General features: G+C 70.7%; 27 protein-coding genes. 16 read left to right on the top strand and 11 right to left on the bottom strand.

Annotated features, from left to right (window positions below):
- Window positions 1–55: 55 nt before the first annotated feature.
- Together QSK21_RS01965 and QSK21_RS01960 are read right to left on the bottom strand one after the other, a co-directional pair.
- Window positions 56–1,390: a sensor histidine kinase gene (locus tag QSK21_RS01965; RefSeq protein ID WP_285693147.1), complete on the bottom strand. Its 1,335-nt coding sequence runs from the start codon at window positions 1,388–1,390 to the stop codon at window positions 56–58.
- 11 nt (window positions 1,391–1,401) lie between these two features.
- On the bottom strand, window positions 1,402–2,058 hold the full coding sequence (locus QSK21_RS01960; RefSeq protein WP_285693145.1) for a response regulator transcription factor: 657 nt from the start codon (window positions 2,056–2,058) through the stop codon (window positions 1,402–1,404).
- A gap of 168 nt (window positions 2,059–2,226) precedes the next feature.
- On the opposite strand from QSK21_RS01960, the gene QSK21_RS01955 reads away from it, so the two are divergent.
- The 4 genes from QSK21_RS01955 to QSK21_RS01940 are packed head-to-tail and all read left to right on the top strand — an operon-like array spanning window position 2,227 to window position 5,843.
- Window positions 2,227–2,793, top strand: a complete 567-nt coding sequence (locus QSK21_RS01955) for a hypothetical protein (protein WP_285693144.1) — start codon at window positions 2,227–2,229, stop codon at window positions 2,791–2,793.
- Complete coding sequence (locus QSK21_RS01950; RefSeq protein WP_285693142.1) at window positions 2,790–3,944, top strand: peptidoglycan-binding protein; 1,155 nt, start codon at window positions 2,790–2,792, stop codon at window positions 3,942–3,944. Before QSK21_RS01955 ends, QSK21_RS01950 begins: the two co-directional genes overlap by 4 nt.
- Window positions 3,941–4,639, top strand: coding sequence for an ABC transporter ATP-binding protein (locus QSK21_RS01945; RefSeq protein WP_285693140.1), 699 nt, complete (start codon window positions 3,941–3,943; stop codon window positions 4,637–4,639). Before QSK21_RS01950 ends, QSK21_RS01945 begins: the two co-directional genes overlap by 4 nt.
- Window positions 4,626–5,843 (top strand): ABC transporter permease, encoded by a 1,218-nt coding sequence (locus QSK21_RS01940; RefSeq protein ID WP_285693138.1) that lies wholly within the window; start codon window positions 4,626–4,628, stop codon window positions 5,841–5,843. Before QSK21_RS01945 ends, QSK21_RS01940 begins: the two co-directional genes overlap by 14 nt.
- A 69-nt stretch (window positions 5,844–5,912) precedes the next feature.
- Here QSK21_RS01940 and QSK21_RS01935 read toward each other — a convergent pair whose 3' ends face one another.
- Window positions 5,913–7,574, bottom strand: coding sequence for an amidase (locus QSK21_RS01935; RefSeq protein WP_285693137.1), 1,662 nt, complete (start codon window positions 7,572–7,574; stop codon window positions 5,913–5,915).
- On the bottom strand, window positions 7,564–7,866 hold the full coding sequence (locus QSK21_RS01930) for a hypothetical protein (protein ID WP_285693135.1): 303 nt from the start codon (window positions 7,864–7,866) through the stop codon (window positions 7,564–7,566). The genes QSK21_RS01935 and QSK21_RS01930 overlap by 11 nt, the downstream gene beginning before the upstream one ends.
- 120 nt (window positions 7,867–7,986) lie before the next feature.
- On the opposite strand from QSK21_RS01930, the gene mgrA reads away from it, so the two are divergent.
- From mgrA to QSK21_RS01915, 3 genes are read left to right on the top strand one after another with little or no spacing between them, the layout of a single operon-like run.
- Window positions 7,987–9,012 (top strand): L-glyceraldehyde 3-phosphate reductase, encoded by a 1,026-nt coding sequence (gene mgrA, locus QSK21_RS01925; protein WP_285693133.1) that lies wholly within the window; start codon window positions 7,987–7,989, stop codon window positions 9,010–9,012.
- A 60-nt stretch (window positions 9,013–9,072) separates the two neighbouring features.
- Window positions 9,073–9,756, top strand: a complete 684-nt coding sequence (locus QSK21_RS01920) for a HemK2/MTQ2 family protein methyltransferase (RefSeq protein WP_285693132.1) — start codon at window positions 9,073–9,075, stop codon at window positions 9,754–9,756.
- Complete coding sequence (locus QSK21_RS01915) at window positions 9,692–9,967, top strand: CDGSH iron-sulfur domain-containing protein (protein ID WP_285693130.1); 276 nt, start codon at window positions 9,692–9,694, stop codon at window positions 9,965–9,967. Before QSK21_RS01920 ends, QSK21_RS01915 begins: the two co-directional genes overlap by 65 nt.
- Here QSK21_RS01915 and QSK21_RS01910 read toward each other — a convergent pair.
- On the bottom strand, window positions 9,892–10,929 hold the full coding sequence (locus QSK21_RS01910) for an iron-containing redox enzyme family protein (protein WP_285693128.1): 1,038 nt from the start codon (window positions 10,927–10,929) through the stop codon (window positions 9,892–9,894). The two genes, QSK21_RS01915 and QSK21_RS01910, sit on opposite strands and share 76 nt — an antisense overlap.
- On the bottom strand, window positions 10,926–12,053 hold the full coding sequence (locus QSK21_RS01905) for a carboxylate-amine ligase (RefSeq protein ID WP_285693126.1): 1,128 nt from the start codon (window positions 12,051–12,053) through the stop codon (window positions 10,926–10,928). The genes QSK21_RS01910 and QSK21_RS01905 overlap by 4 nt, the downstream gene beginning before the upstream one ends.
- Before the next feature lie 109 nt (window positions 12,054–12,162).
- Between QSK21_RS01905 and QSK21_RS01900 the strand changes: the two genes are divergently transcribed.
- Window positions 12,163–12,948, top strand: a complete 786-nt coding sequence (locus QSK21_RS01900) for a 2-keto-4-pentenoate hydratase (protein ID WP_285693124.1) — start codon at window positions 12,163–12,165, stop codon at window positions 12,946–12,948.
- A gap of 106 nt (window positions 12,949–13,054) precedes the next feature.
- On the opposite strand, the gene QSK21_RS01895 is transcribed toward QSK21_RS01900, so the two are convergent.
- Window positions 13,055–13,807 (bottom strand): peptidoglycan recognition protein family protein, encoded by a 753-nt coding sequence (locus QSK21_RS01895; RefSeq protein WP_285693122.1) that lies wholly within the window; start codon window positions 13,805–13,807, stop codon window positions 13,055–13,057.
- A 150-nt stretch (window positions 13,808–13,957) separates the two neighbouring features.
- Window positions 13,958–14,350, bottom strand: coding sequence for a nuclear transport factor 2 family protein (locus tag QSK21_RS01890; protein WP_285693121.1), 393 nt, complete (start codon window positions 14,348–14,350; stop codon window positions 13,958–13,960).
- A 73-nt stretch (window positions 14,351–14,423) separates the two neighbouring features.
- Here QSK21_RS01890 and QSK21_RS01885 point away from each other — a divergent pair, with 73 nt between their 5' ends.
- Window positions 14,424–15,008 carry a PadR family transcriptional regulator gene (locus tag QSK21_RS01885; protein WP_285693119.1) on the top strand — a complete coding sequence of 195 codons (585 nt, stop codon included), beginning with the start codon at window positions 14,424–14,426 and terminating at the stop codon, window positions 15,006–15,008.
- A 165-nt stretch (window positions 15,009–15,173) separates the two neighbouring features.
- Window positions 15,174–15,425: a hypothetical protein gene (locus tag QSK21_RS01880; protein WP_285693118.1), complete on the top strand. Its 252-nt coding sequence runs from the start codon at window positions 15,174–15,176 to the stop codon at window positions 15,423–15,425.
- A 98-nt stretch (window positions 15,426–15,523) separates the two neighbouring features.
- Here the strand turns inward: QSK21_RS01880 and QSK21_RS01875 are convergent, their stop codons facing one another.
- From QSK21_RS01875 to QSK21_RS01865, 3 genes are all read right to left on the bottom strand, one after another.
- A complete protein-coding gene (locus QSK21_RS01875) occupies window positions 15,524–16,351 on the bottom strand; it encodes a class I SAM-dependent methyltransferase (RefSeq protein ID WP_285693117.1) in 828 nt (275 codons plus the stop codon).
- 38 nt (window positions 16,352–16,389) lie between these two features.
- Window positions 16,390–17,361 (bottom strand): hypothetical protein, encoded by a 972-nt coding sequence (locus tag QSK21_RS01870; RefSeq protein WP_285693116.1) that lies wholly within the window; start codon window positions 17,359–17,361, stop codon window positions 16,390–16,392.
- Between the two features lie 310 nt (window positions 17,362–17,671).
- Complete coding sequence (locus QSK21_RS01865) at window positions 17,672–18,226, bottom strand: ATP-binding protein (protein WP_285693115.1); 555 nt, start codon at window positions 18,224–18,226, stop codon at window positions 17,672–17,674.
- A gap of 284 nt (window positions 18,227–18,510) precedes the next feature.
- Between QSK21_RS01865 and QSK21_RS01860 the strand changes: the two genes are divergently transcribed.
- The 6 genes from QSK21_RS01860 (at window position 18,511) to QSK21_RS01835 (ending at window position 24,158) form a co-directional block, all read left to right on the top strand.
- Complete coding sequence (locus QSK21_RS01860) at window positions 18,511–19,113, top strand: hypothetical protein (protein ID WP_285693113.1); 603 nt, start codon at window positions 18,511–18,513, stop codon at window positions 19,111–19,113.
- Between the two features lie 588 nt (window positions 19,114–19,701).
- On the top strand, window positions 19,702–19,968 hold the full coding sequence (locus tag QSK21_RS01855) for an acyl carrier protein (protein ID WP_285693111.1): 267 nt from the start codon (window positions 19,702–19,704) through the stop codon (window positions 19,966–19,968).
- On the top strand, window positions 19,968–20,630 hold the full coding sequence (locus QSK21_RS01850; RefSeq protein WP_285693110.1) for an SGNH/GDSL hydrolase family protein: 663 nt from the start codon (window positions 19,968–19,970) through the stop codon (window positions 20,628–20,630). Before QSK21_RS01855 ends, QSK21_RS01850 begins: the two co-directional genes overlap by 1 nt.
- A gap of 386 nt (window positions 20,631–21,016) precedes the next feature.
- Window positions 21,017–21,841 carry an SGNH/GDSL hydrolase family protein gene (locus QSK21_RS01845; protein ID WP_285693108.1) on the top strand — a complete coding sequence of 275 codons (825 nt, stop codon included), beginning with the start codon at window positions 21,017–21,019 and terminating at the stop codon, window positions 21,839–21,841.
- Window positions 21,838–22,239, top strand: coding sequence for a nuclear transport factor 2-like protein (locus QSK21_RS01840; RefSeq protein WP_285693105.1), 402 nt, complete (start codon window positions 21,838–21,840; stop codon window positions 22,237–22,239). Before QSK21_RS01845 ends, QSK21_RS01840 begins: the two co-directional genes overlap by 4 nt.
- Window positions 22,240–22,373: 134 nt before the next feature.
- A complete protein-coding gene (locus QSK21_RS01835; protein ID WP_285693104.1) occupies window positions 22,374–24,158 on the top strand; it encodes an acyl-CoA dehydrogenase family protein in 1,785 nt (594 codons plus the stop codon).
- Window positions 24,159–24,162 lie beyond the last annotated feature (4 nt).

Here is a 24,162-nt window from a genome sequence, read left to right as displayed (position 1 = left end):
TGGCCTGGGTGACGGACTCTCCGCGTCCCCGGACCGCCGACCTGGGGGCGCGTGGTCAGACTGTGAGGCGTTGCTGGTCGAGGGTCTCGGTGGCGTACTCGTCGGGGCAGGCCGGGAGGGTCACCCTGACCTCCAGGCCGCCCTCCTTGCGGGGACGGGCGGTGACCTCGCCGCCGTGGGCGCGGGCGACCGAGCGGACGATCGACAGGCCGAGCCCCGCGCCCTTCGCGGTGACGACCCGGTCGGGGCCGAGGCGGCGGAACGGCTCGAACAGAGCCGGGACCTCGTACGGCGCCACCTGGGGGCCGGAGTTGGTGACCACCAGCTCGACCAGGTCGCCGCGCTCCCGGGTCCGGCTGGTCACCCGCACCCAGCCGCCCTCACCGGTGTTGTGCCGGATGCCGTTCTCCACCAGGTTCTGCACGAGCCGTTCGAGCAGCATCGCGTCGCCGGAGGTGACCGCCTCGCCCGCCTCCTCGTGCACGGTGATCCCGGCGCGGGACGCCTCCAGGGACGTGTGCGCCGCGACATGCCCCACCACGTCGGCGAGGTCGACCGGCGCCGGATCGGTGATCTCGCGTTCCGAGCCGGCCAGCAGCAGCAGGCCCGTGATCAGCCGTTCGTGCCGGAGGTTGATCTCCAGCAGGTTCTCGCCCAGCCGCTTGACGTCCGGGGACGCCGAGGGACGGTGCATGGCCATCTCGACCAGCGCGCGGCTCACCGTCAGCGGGGTGCGCAGCTCGTGCGAGGCGTTGGCGACGAAGCGGCGCTGGCCGTCGAAGGACCGGTCGAGCCGTTCCAGCATCGTGTCGAAGGTGTCGGCCAGCTCCTTGACCTCGTCGTCCGGGCCGCGCAGCGCGATCCGCTCGTGCAGGCCCTTGTCGGCGGCGGGCGCCTCGGCGATCCGCCGCGCGGTCTCGGTGACCCGGTGCAGCGGCGCCAGCATCTGCCCGGCGATCAGCCAGCCGAGCCCGGTCGCCACGCCGCCGACCACCAGCAGCGCGATGGCGCCCTGCGTGATCAGCGAGGTGGTCGCGGCGTCGCGCAGCTCCTGCCGCTGCTCGCGCATCCACTCCTCGGCCTTGGGCCCGGAGAGCACCTCGCCGTCCTTGGTCATCGCGAACAGCTCGTTCTTCGACGGCAGCGGCGGAGGCGTGGCCTGTCTCGGCGTGACCTGTCCCGGGGACGGGGTGCCGGTCGGCGGCCCTCCGATGCGGGCGATGACCTTGTTGGTGGTGGTCGTCCGGATCTGCTGGTTGAACAGGAGGTAGGTGAGCCCGAGCAGCACCACTCCGGCCAGCATGAACAGCACGGCGTAGGTCAGGGTCAGCCGGGCGCGCAGCGGCATCCGGTGCGGCAGCAGGGCCGACGGCCTGATGGACCGTGTCATGGAACGCCGTGTCATGGGATGCGGTACCCCACTCCCGTGACGGTCTCGACGATCGGCGGGTCGCCGAGCTTGCGGCGCAGCTTGAGGATGGTGAGCCGGACGGCCCCCGTGAACGGGTCGGCGTGCTCGTCCCACGCCTTCTCCAGCAACTGCTCGGCCGAGACAACGGCGCCTTCGGCCAGCAGCAGCTCGCGCAGGACGGCGAACTGCTGCTTGGGCAGCGGGACGTACCGGCCGTCCCGGAACACCTCACGGCGCGCCGGGTCCAGGGTGATGCCGGCGCGGCGCAGCACCGGCGGCGCGGCCGGGCGGGAGCGGCGGCCCAGCGCCAGGACGCGGGCGGCCAGCTCGGGGAACGCGAACGGCTTGGTGAGGTAGTCGTCGGCGCCGAGCGCGAGGCCGTCCACCCGGTCGGTGATCTCCGCGGCGGCGGTCAGCATCAGCACCCGGGTGGTCGGCGCGTCCGCGGCGATCTCGCGGCACACCTCGTCGCCGGGGACGACCGGCAGGTTGCGGTCCAGCACGACCACGTCGTAGTCGTTCACAGCGACCCGTTCCCTGGCGGTGGCGCCGTCGTAAGCGATGTCCACCGCGTGCGCCTCGTCCCGCAGCCACTCGGCGATCGCGTCGGCGAGCAACGGCTCGTCCTCCACTACAAGCACTCGCATGCGTTCGGTTCCTTTCCCCATGTGCGCCGGTGTCGAGGATCGCCGTTCGCATGTTTCCTCCCCATAAGAAATGGCCGCCCGGCCAAGGAAACGCGGGGGAAACGGGCCGCCGGGTTGCATCCCTTCCCGTCGGAACACCCGTACGAGGGGAAGACCACGATGAAACCGATGGCACGGGGTGCGCTGGCGGCGCTGCCGCTGGTGCTGGCCCTATCGCTGGCAGGCTGCGGCGGCGACGAGGACGGCGGCGGGATCGCGTCGGCCGGAGGCGGGAAGGCGGGCTCGAAGGCCAAGGCCGCCGCGAGCCTGAGCCCCCAGGACAGGGGCCTGAAGTTCGCCGAGTGCATGCGTAAGAACGGCGTCCCGATGGAGGACCCGGTCGACGGCAAGATCAAGGTGCAGGTCAAGCCGGGCCAGGGCGTCTCCAAGGAGACGATGGACAAGGCGACGCAGGCGTGCCGCGAGTACAGCCCGCAGGCCGACCAGGACCCCCAGCGGGCCCAGGCGATGAGCGAACGCGCCCAGCGGCACGCCGAATGCATGCGGAAGAACGGCGTGGAGAAGTTCCCCGACCCCGACCCCAACCAGCCCGGGTTGATCAGGATTCGGGGCGATGTCGCCGAGGACCCGGACCTGGAGACCGCGCAGAAGACCTGCCAGGACATCCTCGGCGGGGGTCCGGGCGGTCCCGGTGGCGGCCCGCGCGGCGGCGCCCCCGGAGGAGACGGCAAGTGACCAGCGAGGCCGTCGTGGAGAACGCGGAGCGGTCCGAACCGGGGCCGCCGCCCGAGGAGCCGCGCAGGCGGCGCAGGCGGCGTTCCCGCCGCAGGGGGGTGCTCGCCGCCGCCGCGGTCGTCGCGGCGGGCGGCGTCGCCGTGGTCGCGACGCTGGGCCTGGGCGGTGGCGGCTCGGACGGCGGCGCCGCCGCGACCGGGCTGCCGCCGAACACCGCTCAGGTGACCAAGCAGACGCTCAAGGACACCGAGGAGGCCGACGGCGAGCTGGGCTACGGCCCGGCGACCACCGCCTCCAGCAGGCTGCGGGGCACCCTCACCGCCCTGCCCGAGAGCGGTTCCACCATCTCGCGCGGCAAGCCGCTGTACTACGTGGACGACGACCCGGTGGTGCTGATGTACGGGGCCAAGCCCGCGTACCGCCCGATGCGGGTGGGCACCGAGGGCGCGGACGTGAAGCAGTTGGAGAAGAACCTCAGCGCGCTCGGCTACGACGGGTTCACCGTCGACGACGAGTACACCTCCGACACCGCCGCGGCCGTGAGGGAGTGGCAGGACGACCGCGGGCTCCCGCAGACCGGGTCGGTCGAGCTCGGCCGCGTGGTGTTCGCGCCCGGCGCGATCCGGGTGGACGGCGTCGACGCCGCCGAGGGCGATCCCGTGCAGCCCGGCTCGAAGGTGCTCACCTACACCGGCACCGCCAAGGCGGTCACGGTGGAGCTGGAGACCTCCGACCGGCGGCTCGCGGAGAAGGGCGCCCGGGTCGAGGTCACGCTGCCCGGCGAGCGGACCGTCACCGCCCGGATCGACGAGGTGTCCACGGTGATCGAGCAGGGCGAGGGCCCGGACGACGAGCCCACCACCAAGATCGAGGTGGTGATCTGGCTGACCGGGAAGGAGGCCGAGAAGGCGGCCAAGGATCTGGAGCTGGCCTCGGTGGACGTCGCGTTCACCGCCGAGACGCGGGAGAACGTGCTGACCGTCCCGGTCACCGCGCTGCTCGCGCTGCGCGAGGGCGGCTTCGGCGTCGAGGTCGTCTCCGGCGGGCGTTCGTCCTACGTCCCGGTGGAGACCGGGCTGTTCGCCGGCGGACGGGTCGAGATCTCCGGCGACGGCATCACCGAAGGCACCGTCGTGGGGGTGCCGAAGTGATCGCCCTGCGGGACGTGACGAAGGTGTACCAGGGCGGCGTCACCGCCCTGGGCGGGGTGTCGCTGGACATCGAGGCCGGGGAACTGGTCGCGATCGTGGGCCCGTCCGGCTCGGGCAAGTCCACGATGCTCAACGTGCTGGGCACCCTCGACCGTCCCACGTCCGGCACGGTGCGGATCGCCGGGCACGACGTGGGGAAGCTCCCGGACGGGAGGCTGTCGGCGCTGCGGGCGAGCCTGATCGGGTTCGTCTTCCAGCAGTTCCACCTTGCCGCGGGGACCCCGGCGCTGGACAACGTGGCCGACGGCCTCCTCTACACGGGGATGCGGGCCGCCGAGCGGCGCCGCCGCGCCGTGGCCGCGCTGGAACGGGTGGGCCTCGGGCACCGGCTGGACCACGAGCCGCACGAGCTGTCCGGCGGGGAGAAGCAGCGCGTCGCGATCGCGCGGGCGGTGGCGGGCGACCCGCGGCTGCTGCTCGCCGACGAGCCCACCGGCGCGCTGGACTCGGTGTCGGGCGCGGGCGTGATGGCGCTGCTGCGCGACCTCAACGCGGCCGGCACCACCGTCGTCGTCATCACCCACGACCGGGAGATCGCCGCATCGCTGCCCCGGCAGGTCCGGATGAGGGACGGCCTGATCGTGGACGACACCGGCGCCCTCGTCCCGGTGGGAGCGGGCCATGACGGTCACTGAGGGACCGGTGCCGCCGCGGCCGGCGCGGATGTGGCCGCGGGACGTGCTCAAGGTGGGCGCGGTGGGGCTGCGGACCCGTCCGACGCGGGCGTTCCTGTCCGCGCTCGGCATCGCGATCGGGATCGCCGCGATGGTGGCCGTCGTCGGCATCTCCTCGTCGTCGCGCGCCGACCTGGACAGGACGCTGGCGTCCCTCGGCACCAACCTGCTGACGGTGAAGCCCGGCAACACCATGACGGGGGAGGAGGCGCAGCTACCCGACCAGTCCGAGGCGATGGTGGCCAGGATCGGGCCCGTCCGGACGGCCTCGGCGATCGGGCTGGTGGACGGCGCCAAGGTGTACCGGAGCGACAAGGTGCCCGAGACCGACACCGGCGGGATCTCCGCGTACGCCGCCCGCACCACCCTGCGGGACGCGACGGGGGCACGGCTGGCCAGCGGTTCCTGGTTGAACGAGGCGACCGGCAGGTTCCCCACGACGGTGCTGGGCAGCAAGGCGGCCGAGCGGCTGGGGATCGGCCGGGCGGGCCCCGACACCCAGGTCTTCATCGGCGGGCGCTGGTTCACCGTGATCGGCATCCTGGAGCCGGCCCCGCTGGCGCCCGAACTCGACAGCGCGGCGCTGGTGGGCTGGCCGGTGGCGGAGGCGGAGCTGTCCTTCGACGGGCACCCGACCACGATCTACACGCGCTCGGAGGAGGCGAGCGTCGAGGCGGTCAGCGAGGTGCTGGGCGCGACCGCCAACCCGGAGGCGCCCAACGAGGTCGAGGTGTCGCGCCCGTCGGAGGCGCTGGAGGCCCAGCAGGCCGCCGGTGAGGCGTTCACCCAGTTGCTGCTCGGCCTGGGCGCGGTGGCGCTGCTGGTCGGCGGGGTCGGGGTGGCCAACACGATGGTGATCTCCGTGCTGGAACGGCGCGCGGAGATCGGGCTGCGCCGCTCGCTGGGCGCCACCAGGGGGCAGATCCGCACCCAGTTCCTGGCCGAGTCCCTGCTGCTGTCCGCACTCGGGGGCGCGGGCGGCGCGTTCATCGGGACGCTGGTCACCTTCGTGTACGCGCGGTCCCAGGGCTGGCCGACCGTGGTGCCGGCGTGGGCGGTGCTGGGCGGGATCGTGGCAACGCTCGTCATCGGCGCGCTGGCGGGCCTGTATCCGGCGATCCGCGCGTCCCGCCTCGCCCCCACCGAGGCGCTGGCCGCGCAATAGCGGCCGGCCCGCCGGTCGGGGCCGTCCCGTCCCCCCATGTGCCGGGGACGGCCCTGACCGGCTCCGCCGTCACAGCAGGCCGGCGGCCACGACCTCCTCCGCGGTGACCCGTGGACGCCGCGCCGCGGCGATGCGGGCGCTCGCGGCGGACGGCTCGGGCGGGCGCCGCTTGTGCCAGTCCGTGGTCGCCTGGTACGTGGCGGCCAGGCCGAGCAGCCGCTCCTCGCCGTACGGGAGCCCGCCGACCAGGGCGCCGATGGGCACGTCCAGCCCGTCGGCGTTCTGCGAGAACCCGATCGGGAAGCCGATCAGCGGGCAGCCGACCAGGTCGAACGGGGTGACCGAGGTCTGGACCACCAGGTTCACGTCCCGGAACAGCTCGAAGAGGATCTTTTCGAGCAGCAGCATGCGCAGCCGCAGCCAGGTGACGTAGTCGTGGCCCGGCACGAACAGCGAGCGCAGCCAACTGTTCAGGGACACCCCGAAGCCCCGCACGTCCCGGCGCAGGAACTCCATGAACGTCTCGCAGCGCTCGGCGGCGCTGGCGGTGGTGATGGACGAGCCGGTGAGGAAGTCCCACTCGTCCGGCAGGCTCACCTCCTTGATCCGGACCCCGGCGTTCGCCATCTCGTCCAGCATCGCGGCCCGTGCCCTGGCGGTCGCGGACGTCCCGCTGGTGTAGCCGGGCAGCACGCCCAGCCGCAGCGCGAACGGCGGCTTGACGCGCCCGCCGCGCCGCTCGACGCGGGTGGCGCGGAGGTAGTCCGGCGGGCGCGGCACGCCGCCGGTGCGGGGATCGTGCGGGTCCGCGCCCGCCAGCGCCTGAAGCATGATCGCGGCGTCGACCGCGTCCCTGGCCAGCGGCCCGGTGTGGTCGCGGGTGTAGGTCAGCGGGATCACCCCGTACACGCTGCACCGGCCCAGCGTCGGCTTGAGCCCGGTCAGGTTCTGCGCGTTGGAGGGGTTGGTGATCGACCCGCCGGTCTGGGTGCCGATCGAGGACGTGACCAGCCGTCCCGCGACGGCGGTGGCCGAACCGGTGGACGAGCCGCCCGGGTTGGTCCGCGGATCGTCGGGCGTCCACGCGTTCACGGACGTCACGACGCCGAACGGGTCGGTCGCGCGGGTGGTCGCCAGCGGGCCCATCTGCGTCTTGCCGAGCACGATGCCGCCGTTCGCCTTCAGCCGCGCCACACACGTCGCGTCGTAGTCCGGGACGAAGTCCTTGAAGAGCAACGAGTTGGCGGTCGTCTTCACGCCCTGGGTGTAGTAGTTGTCCTTGATCCCGAGCGGGATGCCGTGCAGCGCGTTGTGCGCGGGCTCCTTCGCCAGCTCACGCGCGCGCTTGCGGGCGGCGTCGGCCAGCACCGTGTTGAACGCCTGATAGGTCGGCTCGTGCTTCTCGATGCGCGCGAGGTAGGCGTCCACCAGGTCGACGGGGCTGAGCTTGCGCGCCCGTATCAGCGTCGCCGCCTCCGCGACGGTCAGCTCGGTGAGGTCGCTGCCGAGCTTGGCATCCTCCGCGCCCGGCAGCGGCCCGGTCAGGGGCTTCGGGTTCGGGTCGGCGTGCGCGGGACCCGTGGACGCCGCGACCACCGCCGTCCCGGCCGCCGCGGCGGCGGTGAGCGACCCCATGTACGCGAGGAACCTGCGCCGCGCGGGACCCTCGTCCGCGAGCGCGACCGGGTTCTCCTCGGTCGCCGTGGTCACCGGCGTGGTCTCACGCGTCATCGCCGAACCCCGTCCACTCCGAGTGCGGTGCCGGGTACAGGATCGGCGCGTACCGCTGCGCGTCCAGTGTGTACGCGGTGACCGGCGCGACATCGGCGAGCGCGCTCCGGCAGGCGGCGATGGCCCGCCGCTGGTCGGCGGGCGCGGACGGGTCGTCGTCGGGCAGTACCGAGAGGTCCACCCCGATCATCCTGAGCCTGGTGCGGATGAAGGTGTCGATCTCCTCGTCGGTCGGCGGCGTCGGCGCCATAGGTCCCTCCTCGATCCAGTTGTGGATCAAGGTCCGCCGCATCGGTGAAGATCCTGTTTCCCCCCGGAAAAGACTGTGTTTCCTGCGCTTGGTGATCACGCCGTGGCCGAACGTGATCTGCATGGTTGGGCATGCCCTCCGATCACCTGCCAGACTCGGATCATGACCTATCTCGCCGCTGATGATCGTTATGACCGCCTCCCGTACCGCCGCTGCGGGCGCAGCGGTGTGAAGCTGCCGGCCGTGTCGCTGGGGCTGTGGCACAACTTCGGGGACGACCGCCCGATCGAGGTACAGCGGGCCGTGCTCAGGCGGGCGTTCGATCTGGGCGTCACCCACTTCGACCTGGCCAACAACTACGGGCCCCCGTACGGGAGCGCGGAGCTCAACTTCGGCCGGATCCTCCGCGAGGACCTCAGGCCCTACCGGGACGAGCTGATCATCTCGACCAAGGCCGGGTACGACATGTGGCCGGGGCCGTACGGGGACTGGGGCTCGCGCAAGTACCTGCTCGCCAGCCTCGACCAGTCGCTGGCCAGGATGGGCCTGGACTACGTCGACATCTTCTACAGCCACCGGTTCGACCCCGAGACGCCGCTTGAGGAGACGATGGGGGCGCTCGACCAGGCCGTCCGGTCCGGCAAGGCGCTGTACGCGGGCATCTCGTCGTACTCGCCGGAGCGCACCGCCGAGGCGGTGGCGATCCTGCGCGAGATGGGGACGCCGATGCTGATCCACCAGCCCTCGTACTCGATGCTGAACCGGTGGATCGAGGGCAGGCTGCTGGACACGCTGGAACGGCTCGGCGTGGGCTGCATCGCGTTCTCGCCGCTGGCCCAGGGGATGCTGACCGACCGGTACCTGGACGGAATTCCGGAGGGCTCGCGGGCCAGCCAGGGCAAGTCGCTGTCGCCCGACTTCCTGACCCCCGAGACGCTCGCGCATGTGCGTGCCCTCAACGAGATCGCGCGCTCGCGCGGCCAGTCGCTGGCCCAGATGGCGCTGGCGTGGGCGCTGCGTGACGAGCGGGTCACCTCGGTGCTGATCGGCGCCAGCAGCGTCGCGCAACTGGAGAACAGCCTGGCCAGCGTGGACAACCTCGCCTTCACCCAGGAGGAGCTGGACGCCATCGACCGGGACGCGGTCGAGGCGGGCATCAACCTGTGGGCGGAGTCGAGCGCGCACTAGACGCCGGGTGGGCGCCTGGGCTGGATGTTTCGTCCGTATTTGTCGCGGTAATGGATCCCCATGCTGCTGATGAGGCCCCTGGGCGTCTACCCGCCCCAAGGTGACACGTCGTTACTGTGCGAGGCCGCCGAACGCGCCGATGTGCTCGCCGGAGCCCGCGTCCTGGACGTGGGCACCGGGACGGGTGCGGTCGCCCTGGCGGCGGCGCGGGGCGGAGCGTCCCAGGTGACCGCGATCGACATCTCCGCGCGCGCCGTCATGGCCGCCCGTCTCAACGCGACGCTCCGCGGGCTGCGCCTGCGGGTGCTGCGCGGCGACCTGTTCGCGCCGGTCGCGGGGGAGACCTTCGGGGTCATCCTGGCCAACCCCCCGTACGTCGCGGGTGGCGCGCCGCGCCCGGCCCACCGGCTCCGCGGCGCCCGCACCTGGGACGGGGGACACGGCGGAAGGCTGATCCTCGACCGGATCTGCGCCCAGGCCCCCCGCCACCTGGAGCCGGACGGGACGCTCCTGCTCGTCCACTCGGAGTTCAGCGGGCCGGAGGCCAGCCTGCGCGCACTGCGCCGGGCCGGGCTGCGGGCGTCGGTGGTCGCGCGGCGGCCCGAGCCGTTCGGTCCCGTGATGCTCTCCAAAGCCGCGGCCATGGAGCGGCACGGCCTCATCCGTCCTGGTCAGCGCCATGAGGAACTGGTGGTCATCCGTGCCGACCGCATCGCCACCGCCGACCGTGCAGCCGCGTCCTGACCGGCGGAGGGTGCGGCCGGTGCCCGGCGGGCCCCTCCTGGTGGAGGGGCCGGTCGAGGTCGTCTTGGAGGACGGCGGCACGGTGACCTCCGACCGTTTCATGGTGGCGCTGTGCATGTGCCGCCGCAGCGGCAGCTACCCGTTCTGCGACACCAGCCACCGGCGGAGCGACGTGCGCGGCGGATCCGCCTGCCAGCAGCCCAGAACGTGATCCTCGAACCGGTCCTCCAGCAGCGCGGTGGCCTGGACGCCCAGTACTACGTCCGCGGCCAGTCCCGGCTCCGACTCCAGCAGGCCGCCGACCACGTCATGGCGTAGCACCTGCTCGTGGACGGCGTCGGCCTCGACATGCTCGGTGTAGAACCTGACGCCGCGTTCACCGACCCCGAGATGGCGCAGCGCCCGCGCGAACCGCCGGGCGCTCGGGGCGGTGGTGATCTCGGCGGCGGCGAAATGCCCGACCAGCGCGCCGCGCAGGGCCCGGTGCAGCCCGAACATCGACATCATGTTGGTGATGGCGAGCATGGGGGCGGGCGCGTCGTCCACGTAGGCCCCGTAGGACGGATCCAGCCCGACCTCCTCCATCAGATCGGCGAACAGGCGGGAATGCATCCGTTCGGCCCGTCCACCGCCGAACTCGTCGAACTCCACCGCGACCAAGGCCGCCTTGGCGCGCCCCCGCAGGCGCGGCACCACCCAGGCGTGCGGGTCGGCCTCCTTCAGGTGGTAGATCGACCGGTGCGCCACGTACTCGCGCAACTGCCACCGCTCGCCCGCCCGGCGCAGATGCCTCGGCACGGCGCCCGCGCCGGGCGGCTCCGTCAGCAGCTCCTCCAGGACGTGATCGACGTCGTCGCCCCCGGGTACGTGCTCGCGGAGCGCCTCCAGGAACGTGCGTTCCATGTCGCCGCGCAGCTCGATGAGGCGCGGGTCCCACTCCCAGTCGGGGTGGACGCCGGCAAAGCCCTGGTAATGCAGCTCGTAACACAGGTGCAGGGCGAGGTGCAGATCGTCGCCGAAGGGGTCGGACCGGCGAGCCGGCGATTCGCTGGCCCACCCGTGCGACGGATCCCGGGCCAGCATCGTGATGACGGCGTCCGACATCGGCCCGCGTGGCTCCGGCAGCCGTGGGGCGGCGTCGAGAGGCGGGGCCGTGGTCGCGCTGTGGGTCATGCCTTCTCTCCTTCTGCCGGGGCGTGGCGGGAGGTCCTCCGGGCGAGCATGGCGATCACGGCCGGTGGTCCGCCGAGCGCGGCCTCCCGGCGCTGACGTGCCGCGCCCGATCCGGTACGCGCCACCCCGGCCAGCAGCGCCGAGGTCTCCGTCAGGTCCCCGGCCTCCTCCAACGCCGGGGCGACATGGCGCATCAGATCGTCCAGCAGCCGCCGCGCGGGAACCTGCCGCTCCTCGAACGGATCGACCGCGGGCCCTTCCAAGCCGTACCGCGCCGCGTTCCACACGGCGGCAGCGCACAACGCCCCGTCCACGCGCCGGGCCTCGCGTCCCCTGTCCAAGTCGCTCAACGCGGTGCGGACGAGCGCACGGGTCAGCGCCGCCTGCAAGACGGCCTCCTCGGCCCCCAGCACGGCGTCCGCCGCGCGCACCTCCACCGTCTTCAAGCGCGGAGAGGGCCGCGCCAGCCAGAACGACTGCGTGTGATCGGCCAGGACGCCGCAGTCGACGAGCCGCGCCACCTCCCGATCATGGTGTGCGGCGTCCGTCAGGGCGGGCGGCACCCCCGAGCCGGGGAACCGCGACTGCTCGATCATCCGCCAGCTCGCGTAGCCGCTGTCGCGCCCCTGGGCGTACGGGGAATTGGCCGACAGCGCCAGCAGCGACGGAAGCCAGGGCCGCAGATGGTTGACGACCGCCACCGCCGTCTCACGATCGTCCACCCCGACATGCACATGGCAGCCGCAGACCTGGTAGTCGGCCACCATGCCCGAGTAGATCCCCGAGACCGCCCGATAGTGAGAACCCTCGTCCGACACGGGCACCGCCCCGGGCAGCACCGGCGTCCCCGTCGACAGCAGCAACAGCCCCTCACCGGCCGCCGCCTCCGCGAGGGCGTCCCGCGCGTCCCGGATATGCCGGCGTAGCTCGTCCAGCGACCCGCACACGCCGGTCGCGGCCTCGACCTGGGAGGTGAGCAGCTCGCGGTGGTAACACCCACCCTGGTGAGGATGCTCACCCACCTTCGCCAGCAGCTTCCCGGCCGCGGGCACGGTCGTCCCCGAAACCGGGTCGGCGAGCAGGAACTCCTCCTCGACGCCCATCGTGAGACGCTCATCGGCCACAGCGCCTCCTTCGTCCTCCGCTGTGCTGTACCCGCCCTGCGCAGGACATGCGTCCGTATTGGCGCCATCGCCCGCCATGGCGCATCATCCTCTGGGGAAAGGAGACCTGGTGAGCGTCGAATGGACCGTCGAACGCGCCGCGGCCGTGCTGCTCGAAGCCGAGACCGCCCGCACCGACCGAGGCCCGATCACCGACGAATGGCCCGCGCTCGACCTGGACACCGCCTACCGGATCCAGGACGAACGCCTGCGCCTCAAGATCGCCGAAGGCCGCCGCATCACCGGGGTCAAGCTGGGCCTCACCTCACGCCCCAAACAACGGCGCATGGGCATCGACTCACCGCTCACCGCCTGGCTCACCGACGACATGCCCCTGCCCCCCGGCGCGCCCCTGGTCGTCGGCGACCTGATCCACCCCCGCGTGGAACCGGAGATCGTCTTCGTCCTGGGCCGCCGCCTGACCGGCCCCGGCATCACCGCCGCCACCGCCCTCCGGGCCGTGTCCGAGGTGACCGCGGGCCTGGAGGTCATCGACAGCCGCTACACCGATTTCAGATTCACTCTCCCCGACGTGGTGGCCGACAACGCCTCCTCCGCCCGCTACCTCACCGGCGACCTCCGGCGCGACCCCCACACCCTGGACCTGGCCGCCGAACGATGCCACCTCAAGATCAACGGCACGACCGTCGACACCGCAACCGGCGCCGCCGTCCAAGGCCACCCCGCCGAAGCCCTCGCCCTGGCCGCCAACACCCTCTCCCGCCGCGGCCTCTCCCTGGAACCCGGCTGGACCATCCTCACCGGCGGCCTGACCGACGCCATCCCCACCACCCCAGGCGACACCATAGAAGCCACCTTCACCAACCTGGGCACCGTAACCCTCCCCTGCCACTGACCCCTCGGCCGCTGATCGCCTCGCGCAATCCTCTTCCCCCGACCTTCTTCGCACGAGCGCCCGCGCCAGTTCTTTGCGGTACGGCGCGGGCGCGTGTGCGCCGGTATCAGCGAACGGTGTCCGCGGGGCCCACCGCAGGCCCGTGATCAAAGGTGTGGCGGGGACCGGGCATGCCGCTCGCTCTGGGCGTCGCATAGCGGGTCTGGGCCAGGTTCAGCATGGCCGCGACCTCGTTGCGAAGCTCAGGCAGCCTCGCGTACAGAACGTCTCCGGGGCACGCGGTGGCGTTGTAGTCCCTGTGGCCGACGATCGCGGACGGCGAGAGACCGTAGACGTCGCAGAGCCACGCGCATGTCTCAACGAGCTTCTCCCACAATGCCGCGGTCGGATTCGCGGTCATGTAGATGCCCTCGTTCTCGATGCCGATCGTGTGCGAGTTGTGGTTCGCCGTGTGGGCGCCGACCACGTGATCTCCCGCTTGGATGGCCGACAGGCCGCGGTTGCGGCCCTCCATCAGATGGCCGCCGCGGCTGATCGTGAGCTGTTGCCCGGTGTCGGTCCAGCCGTTCGAGTCCATGTGATGGTTCTGGATGGACCTCGAGAGCGCGAAAGCGGCGCCCAGCGAGTAGTCGGTGGTGTTCGCGGACGCGGTGTGGTGGACGACGATGTGGTCGGGTGCCTGGTCGAGGACGGTGGCGGGGGACTTCGGCGGTCGCGCGCCCCAGTCGGCGCGCGTGTAGACGGTCGGTGCCGCCTGTGCGGGGGACGGTGTCGAGGCCACGCCGAGCAGGGTTCCACCGCCGACGGTGGCGGCGCCCCGGAGCAGGGTACGGCGGTCGAGCGGACTGTCTCCGAACATGAGCGGGAGCTCCTAGGGATAGCGATCGGGCGACAGGGACTCTCGGGGCCGAACCGTAGTGGAGATCCCAGACGGCACACAGGCATCGAAGCCTGCTTTGTGCCCTCTGGCGGATGAATTCGTCGAGTCTTGCCCTGCGCCGGGCGCGGGTCACACCACGCCGGCCTCGCGCTCGATGCTGGGGAACCGGGCCTCCATGGCGCGGGCGAGCGCCTTGGCCGCCGACAGCGGACGCACCATCACGGTGAACTCGTCGATCAGGCCCTGCTCATTGTGGCGGACGAAGTCGCAACCGTGGATCTCCCGGTCTCCGACCCGGGCCTCGAACAGCAGCGCGTGGTAACGGCCGTTCGCGTCGCTGATCTCGTTGACGTAGCGGAAGTCGTCGAAGACGGCGTAGGCGCCGCGCAGGATCGCGGTCACGATGCCGCGCCCGGTGTAGGGGGCGAACACCACCGGGCTCACGAAGGTCACGTTCTCGGCCAGCAGCGCGGGCACCGTCTCCAGCGCCGCGTTCTCGACCGCCTGCCGCAACGGATGCACTTCGGCCACTCCTTCTAATAATCAACTTGTTTAATAGGTGCGTACGCTAGTACGACTGCTGTACCTTGTCCAGGTGTCTTTGAAATACGCGGTGCTCGCTGCTCTCCTCGAAGGGGAGGCGTCCGGATATGAGCTGGCCAAACGGTTCGACGCTTCGGTGGCCAACTTCTGGACGGCGACCCCGCAGCAGCTGTACCGCGAGCTCGACCGGCTCGAGGGCGAGGGCCTGCTGACCGCACGGGTCGTCGAGCAACAGCGCCGCCCCAACAAGCGGATGTTCCGCATCACCGAGTCCGGTCGCCTCGCCCTGCGCGACTTCACCGCGGCGCCCACCCGTCCCCCGTCCGTCCGTGAGGACCTTCTGGTCAAGGTGCAGGCGGTCGACGCAGGCGATACGGAGTCCGTCATCGCCGCGATCGAGGAGCGGATGGAGTGGTCGCGGGCCAAGCTGGCCCGCTACGACCGGTTGCGGGCCCGTATGCTCGCCGGACGGGACGAGGACGAATATCTCCGCACGGTGGAGCGCGTCGGCCCGTACCTCACGTTGATGCGCGGCCGGGGACACGAGCAGGAGAACCTGCGGTGGAGCGAGGTCGTCCTCGCCATCCTGCGCGAGCGCTCGGGCGTCGCCGACTGCAGCGACCCCCGGCTGCCCTGACGTGTTGCCCAGTGCGGCGGGAAGCTTGGTGATCTCGTTGGCATAGGGGCGTGGCCGCGGGGGATCGTCCCGGTGTCGATGACCTTTCACTCAGGGGGACGACCTCAGCACCCCGGGCGCCGGTCTCAGGGGAAAGGTCCCGTACCACCGAGAAGGGGAAGCGGCATGTCGAAGCAGAACAAGGGCACGAGCCGCAAGGCGGCGCCGAAGACGGGCCGCGGCGGCTCCGCCAAGCCGGGGGACAAGCTGCGCATGCAGGGTCATGGCGCCGACCGTCCGGGCGCGGCGGACGAGCGGATCGCGCAGCCGGCCGGGGCCGAGGCCCGTGACGCGGCCGGTCTCGCGGACGAACGGCGGGCCGCCGACCGCGACCGGACCCGGTCGGACGTGAGGGACGCGCGGAGGGAGAACCGCTGATCTGAGGCCGTAGCCGCGCGGGCGGGATCCGACGGGATCCGCCCGCGCAGTCACGTCCGGGAGGCCGCGTCCAAGAGGGCGGGCCGAGGAGGCGGCGGTCAGCGGAGCTCGGCGATGATCAGGATGAAGATGGCGGTCGGGAAGCCCTCGCGCCACCACGGGTCGTCGCGCAGCCGCTCCGCGCTGGGGTGGGGTTCACGCAGATCCGCGATGACGAATCCGGCGTCTCGGAGCGTTCCAGAGTAGTACTCCAGCGGACGCAGCCAGGATGTGATCTCCGCGGGCGACCGCAGCCCGTCCACGAGGAAGCGCTGGTCGATCCCGCGCGGCCGGAAGTAGCGGTCGGCCGGCACGCTCGTCATCGCGCCATGCTCGGAGTTCTCGACGTAGAAGCAGGGATGCAGGGTCAGCACGACCAGCCGCCCGCCGCTCTTGAGCACCCGGGCGAACTCGCCGATCGCGTCCTTCGGGTCCCGCAGATGGCTGAACAGGTGGTTGCAGACCACCAGGTCGAACTGGTCGTCCCCGAACGGCAGCTCGTCCACGCTGGCCCGGAGGTACGAGACCGAGCCGCCTTCCACCGGCGGATGGGCGTCGGCCGCGTCGATCAGGCCCTGGGCGAGGTCCACACCGGTGACGTCGGCGCCCCGGGACGCCAGCTCGCGCGAGAGGTAGCCCTCGCCGCAGCCCGCGTCCAGGATCCGCAGCCCCGCGCACGGGCCGACCGCGTCCAGCATGGCCTCGTCGGTCAGCTCGGTGCGATACCGGTCGCGGCGCTCGCGGATGATCTTCACCCAGTACTCCGCATTGGCCTCCCATCGCTCCCGCGTCAGATTCCTCGGCGCGGTGTCGTCCGGCCCTGATGCTTGCGGCCCTGTGTCGTTCGACCCCGTGTCCTGTGGCGCCGTGCGCGTCGCGTCGTCCACCGGCAACCAACCTCTCCAGCAACCTTTTCCGGCATGCTTCAGGCCATGCCCCTGAGCCTTTTCACCAGCCGCACGCAGGCGTCCCTGATCCGCCGTTCCCCGCACTCGGCGGCGCGCCTTTCCAGCGCCGACACCAGATCGTCCAGCCGGCCACCGAACGTGGGATCGCGCTGCAATCCCAGTGGAATGTAAGTCGTGACGAGGTAGTAGAGATAGGCGTCATTGTAGGCCGCTATCTCACGCAGGACCTCACGTGCGGTGTTCCGTAGCATCAGCGAACTCGGAAGGGTGAAGTCGGAGGTGATTCTGCTGTCCCGCGTGTACGTGGGGAACGACCATTCCTCCAGTGCCGTGAAGATCGGGGTCCGCTCCAGTTTCCGATGGTACCTCTCGGCCAGTTCGGTATCGTCCGAGCCGATCAGCGCGCCCATCACCACTCCGCGCATCATGAACGCGTCCTGCCGTCCGGCCCCCTGCGGGTCCAGGTCGGTGTCCAGCACCCTTGTCACCTTGCTGACCTGGTGCGTCAGGATGTTCAGCGCGAGGATCGAGTGGAACGAGTACGTCTTGCGGCCCAGCCGCGGTGCCAGGTCGACCGACGATTCGACCAGCGCCCGCGGGTTCTCCAGCAGGCCCTCGCCCGGCTCGGTCGAATACAGCACCGACAATGCGGCGTCCGGTTCGCGTCCCCAGAATCGCGCCAGATAGGACGACACCTGCTGGCCCGCGTTCCCCCGCATGATGTGAAGTGCCGCCTCCAGGGCGTTCAGTACGTACTGCTGCGCGACCGGAGCCTTTTCCAAGGCCGTCAGGTCGACGGTCAGGCCCTCGTCGTGGAGATCGGTCACGAGCATGTCCCGGCGGCGCAGCAGGGAATGCGACATGGAATACTCGGCGATACCCGGAATCGAGGACATCAGGCTTTGCAGGGAACGCCCGCTGATCCGGTCCAGCCATCCGGGATTGTCCCACAGCCGAGAGACGGTGCTCTCGTCCAATCCGGAGAACATCGCGACATCGGACATGTTCAGCCCAAGTTCACCGGCGATTTCTGAGAGAGATCTCGGCTCGCTGTCGGGTGGCATGACTCGCCCTACGGGAGGCCCTGACTGGCACTTCGATCGTATAGGGGCCGACCGCTCCGGCAAGTGCCCAATGGATGATCCGCCCGGTATGCCGGTCAGTGCCGGATGCCGCGTCGAGCCCCCGGTCAGGCTCGGCGCCTGGTGTGACCTGGGCGCGAACGCCAGGGGCAGGGGAGCCCGCCGTTGCGGACTGGTCATCTCGGTACCGCCGTCGGGAGGGATTGGTGTGCGTCCGTTATCCGAGCGCCGGGTCGGGACGGTCACCCGTGATCGCCATCTCGAACCAGAACGTCGCGGAACCGGCGGTGTCGCGGTTCCGCCCGTGGTCGATGGCGATCGCCTCGATCAGCCGCAGCCCCCGCCCGTCGATGGGCAGCGGGTCCTCCGAGGGATGCCTGACCCCTGTACGCGGGCCGCCGTCGGTGACCTCCACCCGTACCGTGCGCCCGGAGTGCAGGACCGAGAGCATGACCGTGCCGTTCCGCCGGGGCCGCGCGTGCGTGACCGAGTTGGTGACGCACTCGGAGGTCAGCAGTTCGAGGTCGTCCAGGATGTCCGGCCCGGGACCCAGGCACTCGCCGACCAGCTCCCGGATGTAGGAGCGGGCCAGCCGTACCGCGGCCGGGGTGGCGGCGAGGTCGATCTCCCCCAGCACGCCCGCGGAACGCGTGGACGCGGTCTTGCCCAGGTCGGGAGGCGGACCCAGTTCGAGGGAGGGTTCGGGGGACGGTTCGACATAGGAGCCCGCGAGGAACGCCGGGGATCCTGGCCAAGTGTCAAGTGCATCCATTGCGGCGGCTGTTCCACGTGTTGGGCTGTAACCGAACATGTGCTCTGTGTCCGGAGATCGGAAGGGCGGCGGGCTCGCACGAGCCTTGCCGAAGCTCCGCTCGTACCGCTTCAACTGTGACGCGGCGCCCCCGATCCAGTCACCGCCGCTTGCATGCGCGCAAACCCCTTACGGCACGCTGCGGAAAGTCCTCTGCGCGCCCCATCGCCAGGCGCGCCGGCCCGGCCTCCCGCCCTGGGCGCTCCGTGCTCGGGCGCCCCGGCTCTCCTGATAGGCATGGACGCATGAAGGGGTTCGCGAGGCGGGAGTTCCAGCTTGTCCTGCTCCGGCGGATGGCGGACTACCAGCCGGACCTGGTGGCGGAGGCGGCCCGGTCGCTGGGCGCCTCGCGTACCGAGATGCGCGAGGTGAACGCCCGCTGGCAGCGCATGGTGCGGTCGCCGGGGTTCGCGCATGGACGGGCAAGGCTCGCGGCGGTGCTCGGACCACCTGACGAGGTCGAGGAGCGGATGCTCGCCGGGATCGTGTGCCAACTGGAGCGATGGCCCCTCTCGCTCTGGCCCGACCTCCGGTACGAGACGCTGACCGCACCCGACGGGACGATCCTCCAGGAATGGCTGGTCCGCGCGGAAGGCGTCCCGGTGCCGCCGCTGAAGGACGTCGACGACCTGGTGCCGTGGTCCTGTGTGGTCGGGGATCTCGACCGGTGCTTCGACGGCGTGCGGCACCAGGCGGGCGAGGTGCCGAGCCGCTGGCACGCCACCTTCACCGTCCCGGACGGCCGGCCGGGCGGCCGTCCGGCCGGCGCGGAGGGCGAGGCCAAGGGCCGCCCCGTCTACGTGGCGCACTTCGTTTGGGGCCTGCTCCAGACGGTGACCGGCGTGTAGGGCGGTTCCGGCGGCGTCGGGGCAGGCGGACGAGAGTTTCTTTCACCAGGAGGTCAGATGCCTGTACCTCCGGCCGTCTGGAACGATCTAGAGCGCACCGATCGTCACTTTGAGCGACGAAAACCCGCCGTCATGCGTGCGGAGCGTGTCCATGTTCTGTGCAGCCGAAGGTTCCTAACCGGGGCTTCGGTCCTGTCCCAAATACCCCTGGCGGCACGGCGATGCGCGGCCGTCGCGGGACGTCCCGCCTGTCCAGCATGATCGATCCTGTCCCGCCCCTTCTGGCGTTTACCCAGGTGAACGGCGTTTACTAGCGTTAACGATCAGGAATCCGGACACCTACTGCCCGCGCGCTCAGGGCACGCTGGACGTACCTGTTGATCACACTGTGCCAGGACTTATGTGCCGACCATTTACCATGGGACTTACTCAATTTACAGCGTGGAAAATAAATTGTTCCGGGCAGTTCACAGCCCAGTGTGTCATCTGATACGGTCGCGGCGGTAATCTTCGTTGCGGCCGGCGCCGGGGAATCGCGCGACTCGGGGGATCGAGCGATAAAAGATCACCCAAGAGAAGGGGAACGCGGTGAGCGAAACGGAGACGATGGAGACGATATCGCGGAGTGGGCTGCGAACGTGGCTGCTCGAGCGGATCGCGTTCTATCTCGACAAGCCGGTGGACAGCATCGACCCCACGGTCGAGCTGGCCCGGTACGGCGTGGACTCCGTCTACGCCATCAGCATCATCAGCGACATCGAGGACCATCTGCAGGTAGAGGTGGACGTGGCCGAGGCCAGGCGCCGAGGCACTGTCGACACGCTCACCGACTACCTGCTCGAACTGGTGGCCTGATGGACGTCGCACCGGCCGCCCTGGCCGTCCGGCCCGACCTTGCGGGAGTCGAGCTGGTCGTCCTGGGTGACAGTGTGGCCGAGGGCCGGGACGATCCCTATCCGTCCGGTGGCTGGCGCGGCTGGGCCGGCCGGCTCGCCGAGGCCCTCGGGCTGCCCGCCGAGCGCATGGTCAACGCCGCCATACCGGGGGCGACGATCGCGCAGGTGGTGGCGGAGCAGCTGCCCGTGGTCCGCTCCCTGCGGCCACGGCTGATGGTCCTGAACTGCGGGATGAACGACGCGATCAACGGGTTCGAGACGGCGGAGGTGGCCGCGCACCTGGCAGAGGTGTTCGGCTGGGCCCGGTCGGCCGGGGCGGTGGGCCTCGCGGCGCCGGTCCCCCACGCCCCGCCGCTGCTGGAACGATCTATCATCTCCAACTTCCGCAGGAAGCGGATACTCGAACGTATTCAACTCTTCAATGCGGAACTGCGCCGGGGCACCCGCGCGTTCGGAATGGAATTCATGGAGCCGGACGTGGTGCCCCTCGTCATGGATCCGTCGCTGTGGGCCATCGACGGTATCCACCTCAACTCCGTCGGGCATGCCTATGTCGCGGAGGTGATCATCGATATCGCGAGGAGCCTCCTGGGGGAGCAGGTAACCGCACAGACTGGATAGTCAAAAATCTGAATAGCCCTGAATCGGGTTAGTCACAGTATGGGGTAGAGATGAGACCACTCTCCTTCACCCGTGCCACCCGAACCAATGGATCGAACACCCTGTCGAGCGGTGTTAATGGCGTCATGCCATCGAACGGCGCCTCCGACGGCAGCGGTCATCAAGGTTCGGCCGGCACGTTCAGCGGCGGCTCGCCCATCGGCAACGCCACGCTCAATGGCCACACGTTCAACGGCCACCTCACCTACAACGGCAACGGATCGCGCTCTTCGACGCATCACACCTCTTCGACTCATCAGGCGACTCGTCGGGCTCGGACCAGGCGCGGCGAATCGGGCCGCGCGATCCGCGCCTTCACCGCCGTCCCCCGCGGGACGATGTCGGTGTTGTTCGCGCCCCTCCTTCTTCTTCAGGCCCGGCGGACGGCCCGCCGCACACCGCGGCTCGACCCCGCCTCCGGGGCCGACCGGGGGATCATCCCCGGGGCGGTCCCGCTTCTGCGTGTCGTGGTCATAGGCGAGTCCACGGCCGCGGGCGTGGGCGCGTCCCAGCATGCCGAGGCACTGCCCGGCTACCTCGCCGGCGCCCTCAGCGACCGCCGTGACTGCGGCGTGACCTGGACCGCCGTCGGCAAGAACGGCGCCACGGCCCGCAAGGTGTTCCGCGAGCTCGTCCCCGCGCTGAACGGCGCGAGCCCGGACATCGTGGTCATCACGGTCGGGATCAACGATCTGATCCGCCGCCGCCCCCTGCGGTCGTGGTCCCTGGATCTGACCGCGCTCGTCGCCGCGCTGCGCGGAAGGTACGACCATGCCCAGGTGATCGTCGCCGGGATGCCGCCCGTCCACAGGTTCCCCGCGTTGCCGCAGCCGTTGCGCACCGTGATGGGGGCACGGGCCCGCGCGATGGACCGGATCATGCGGGAGGTGGCGCGCACCTACGGCGCGCTCCACGTTCCCATGGACCCGGCCATGGCCGCCGATCCCGGACTGTTCGCCTCCGACGGGTTCCACCCGTCCCCGGCCGGCTACCGCGTCTGGGCGCAGGACCTGGCCAACGCACTGGACTCCCGTATCGAGCACGGCATCGTCCCGTCCAACGGAAACGGCGCGGTCCACGCGCCGGGCACCGCCAACGGCTCGGCGGTGGAGGCCGTGCGGGGGGTGGTCGCGAGCGCGGTCGCGGTCGATGTGAGGGAGCGGCCGTCGTGATCGTTCCTGGGACGTTTCGCGCCGCGGTCGAGGCCATGGACCTCGACGCGGTGACCCGTGCCCTGGATCCGGCCATCGAGTTCCACAGTCCGGTGATGGTGCGTCCTTACCGCGGCAGGGATTCGGTCACCACGCTCCTGCACGTGCTCATGGAGACCTTTGAGGGCTTCCACTACACCCATGATCTGGCCGGCACCGCGCCGGGCGGGGCACCCGCCCAGGCGCTGCTGTTCAGCGCGCATGTCATGGGGAAGTCCGTGCAGGGCCTCGACCTGCTGACCTTCAACGGTGACGGTCTGGTCGCGGATCTGACGGTCATGGTCCGTCCGCTGCCCGCGGCGATGACGCTCGCGCGCGCGGTCGGCAGGCGCATGGAGGAACTGGCGGCATCCGCCTGAACGAACGGCGCCGTCCATCCCCGGGGACGGCGCCCTCCGAAGCGGTACGGCCCCGATCCTCCCGCCCGGGGCCGTACCGTCCGGACGTCGCGGCATGCGAAGCGGCATGCGAAGAAGAGGAAAGCGAAAAGAAAATGATCAGCCAAGTCTCAGCCCGCGTTGAGCTTTCTCCTGCGCACCGGATCGCGGCCGACCTGGACGCCTATCTCGGTGACCCGATGGACGACGCCGCGGGCCCCTTCTCCTACAAGTCCATCGTCGAGGCGGAGGAGCGCGACGAGCTCCCGGCCGGTGCCGTGGAGACCGCCCGCGCGTGGGGATTCCCGGAGTACCTCGTGCCACTGCACCTCGGGGGCCGGCTCGCCAGCCTGGAAGAGCTGTTCTTCGTCACCCGCGGCATGTCTCGCCGCAGCCTGACCGTCGCCGTGATGTACGGGTCGGGCCTGCTGGCCGTGAACCCGGTCTGGCTCTGGGGCGACAACCGCCAGCAGAAGACCGTGGCGGACGGCATCCTGAACGGCGACCTGGCCTGTTTCGGCGTCTCCGAGGCCGACCACGGCAGCGACGTGATGGCCTGCGAGGCGCGCGCCGAGGCCGAGGATGACGACCTTGTCGTCACCGGCACCAAGTGGCCGGTCGGCAACGCCACCCGCGGCCGTTTCGTCACCACCTATGTCAAGACGGGCAGCCGCGACTTCTCCCTGGTGCTGGTCGACAAGAACGATCTCGATCCCGCCACCTGGTCCGTCCTGCCCCCCGTCCGCACGCTGGGGCTGCGCGGTCACGACCTCAGCGGGGTCAGCTTCGACAACGCGCGGCTCCCGGCCGACTGCGTCATCGGGCGGCGCGGCGCCGGGCTCGTGCAGACGCTCAAGACCCTCCAGATCACGCGCATCGCCATCGCGGGCCTGTCCATCGGGACGATGGACGCGGTCGTGCGGATCGGCATGGAGTACTCGCGGCAGCGGACCCTGTACGGGGCGGACATCTACAAGATCCCGGTGATCCGCGACCATCTCATCAAGGCGCATCTCGACCTGCTGATCGCCGAATGCATGACCGTTCCGGTGGCGCGGGCGCTCACGGTCGCGCCGTCGCGGCTCAGCCTGTGGTCGTCCATGGTCAAGTACTTCGTCCCGATCCAGGGTGAGGAGGTCGTGGCCAGCATCGGGACGGTGCTGGCCGCCCGGGGCTACCTGCGCGAGGGCGTGGCGCACGGCGTGTTCCAGAAACTGCAACGCGACCACGCGATCGCGAGCATCTTCGAGGGGACGACACACGTCAACCTCGCCAACGTCGCGGCTCAGCTGCCGTTCCTGGTGGCGGACCAGCCGGACTCCGGACCCGCTGACGCCCAGTCGGCCGAGGCGCTGCTGGACGAGCTGTTCTGCTGGACCCGTACGCCACCGGAGTGGGAGCCGGACGGCCGCAAGTTGCAGCTCACCAACGAAGGCCATGACGAGGTCGGGCGCGGGTATGAGGCGACCGTCGAGACGCTGCTGACCACCGCCAGGGTCTTCGCGGCGCCGGGCGTCGCCGAGGACCTGACCAGACTGGTGTCCCGGATCGGCGATCTGCGTGCCGAGCTGTACGCGGCCGTCCGTGCCGCTCCGGAGGACATCACCTCGGCGGCGGCGCTGCGCCGTGCCAAGCGGTACTGCGAGCTGCACGCGATGATCTCGTGCATGCTCACCTGGATCCACAACCACGCCTACTTCGGCGGATCGTTCGCCGACGGCGCGTGGCTGGTGCTGTGCCTGGAGCGGCTGCTGGAACGCGCCCACCCCGACACCGGCCTGTCCGAGCAGTACCTGCGGCCCTTCGAGTCCGCGATGTTCCGGAGCTTCGAGGAGGGCCGCTGGTTCTCGCTGGTCGAGCTGGCCGACGGTGAGAACTCCGTCCAGCGGCCGGAGCGGTGAACGC

It is taken from the genome of Actinomadura sp. NBRC 104412 (assembly GCF_030269515.1).
Classification (GTDB): Bacteria; Actinomycetota; Actinomycetes; order Streptosporangiales; family Streptosporangiaceae; genus Spirillospora.
This window is presented reverse-complemented; position numbering and strand designations above follow the sequence as displayed.

Excerpts from the sequence above, each read along its gene's own strand:
- QSK21_RS01965 (WP_285693147.1), bottom strand. The coding sequence starts at position 1,390 with ATGACACGGTCCATCAGGCCGTCGGCCCTGCTGCCGCACCGGATGCCG.
- QSK21_RS01960 (WP_285693145.1), bottom strand. The coding sequence starts at position 2,058 with ATGCGAGTGCTTGTAGTGGAGGACGAGCCGTTGCTCGCCGACGCGATC.
- QSK21_RS01955 (WP_285693144.1), top strand. The coding sequence starts at position 2,227 with ATGGCACGGGGTGCGCTGGCGGCGCTGCCGCTGGTGCTGGCCCTATCG.
- QSK21_RS01940 (WP_285693138.1), top strand. The coding sequence starts at position 4,626 with ATGACGGTCACTGAGGGACCGGTGCCGCCGCGGCCGGCGCGGATGTGG.
- QSK21_RS01935 (WP_285693137.1), bottom strand. The coding sequence starts at position 7,574 with ATGACGCGTGAGACCACGCCGGTGACCACGGCGACCGAGGAGAACCCG.
- QSK21_RS01930 (WP_285693135.1), bottom strand. The coding sequence starts at position 7,866 with ATGCGGCGGACCTTGATCCACAACTGGATCGAGGAGGGACCTATGGCG.
- mgrA (WP_285693133.1), top strand. The coding sequence starts at position 7,987 with ATGACCTATCTCGCCGCTGATGATCGTTATGACCGCCTCCCGTACCGC.
- QSK21_RS01920 (WP_285693132.1), top strand. The coding sequence starts at position 9,073 with ATGCTGCTGATGAGGCCCCTGGGCGTCTACCCGCCCCAAGGTGACACG.
- QSK21_RS01915 (WP_285693130.1), top strand. The coding sequence starts at position 9,692 with ATGAGGAACTGGTGGTCATCCGTGCCGACCGCATCGCCACCGCCGACC.
- QSK21_RS01910 (WP_285693128.1), bottom strand. The coding sequence starts at position 10,929 with ATGACCCACAGCGCGACCACGGCCCCGCCTCTCGACGCCGCCCCACGG.
- QSK21_RS01895 (WP_285693122.1), bottom strand. The coding sequence starts at position 13,807 with ATGTTCGGAGACAGTCCGCTCGACCGCCGTACCCTGCTCCGGGGCGCC.
- QSK21_RS01880 (WP_285693118.1), top strand. The coding sequence starts at position 15,174 with ATGTCGAAGCAGAACAAGGGCACGAGCCGCAAGGCGGCGCCGAAGACG.
- QSK21_RS01870 (WP_285693116.1), bottom strand. The coding sequence starts at position 17,361 with ATGTTCTCCGGATTGGACGAGAGCACCGTCTCTCGGCTGTGGGACAAT.
- QSK21_RS01865 (WP_285693115.1), bottom strand. The coding sequence starts at position 18,226 with ATGGATGCACTTGACACTTGGCCAGGATCCCCGGCGTTCCTCGCGGGC.
- QSK21_RS01860 (WP_285693113.1), top strand. The coding sequence starts at position 18,511 with ATGAAGGGGTTCGCGAGGCGGGAGTTCCAGCTTGTCCTGCTCCGGCGG.
- QSK21_RS01850 (WP_285693110.1), top strand. The coding sequence starts at position 19,968 with ATGGACGTCGCACCGGCCGCCCTGGCCGTCCGGCCCGACCTTGCGGGA.
- QSK21_RS01835 (WP_285693104.1), top strand. The coding sequence starts at position 22,374 with ATGATCAGCCAAGTCTCAGCCCGCGTTGAGCTTTCTCCTGCGCACCGG.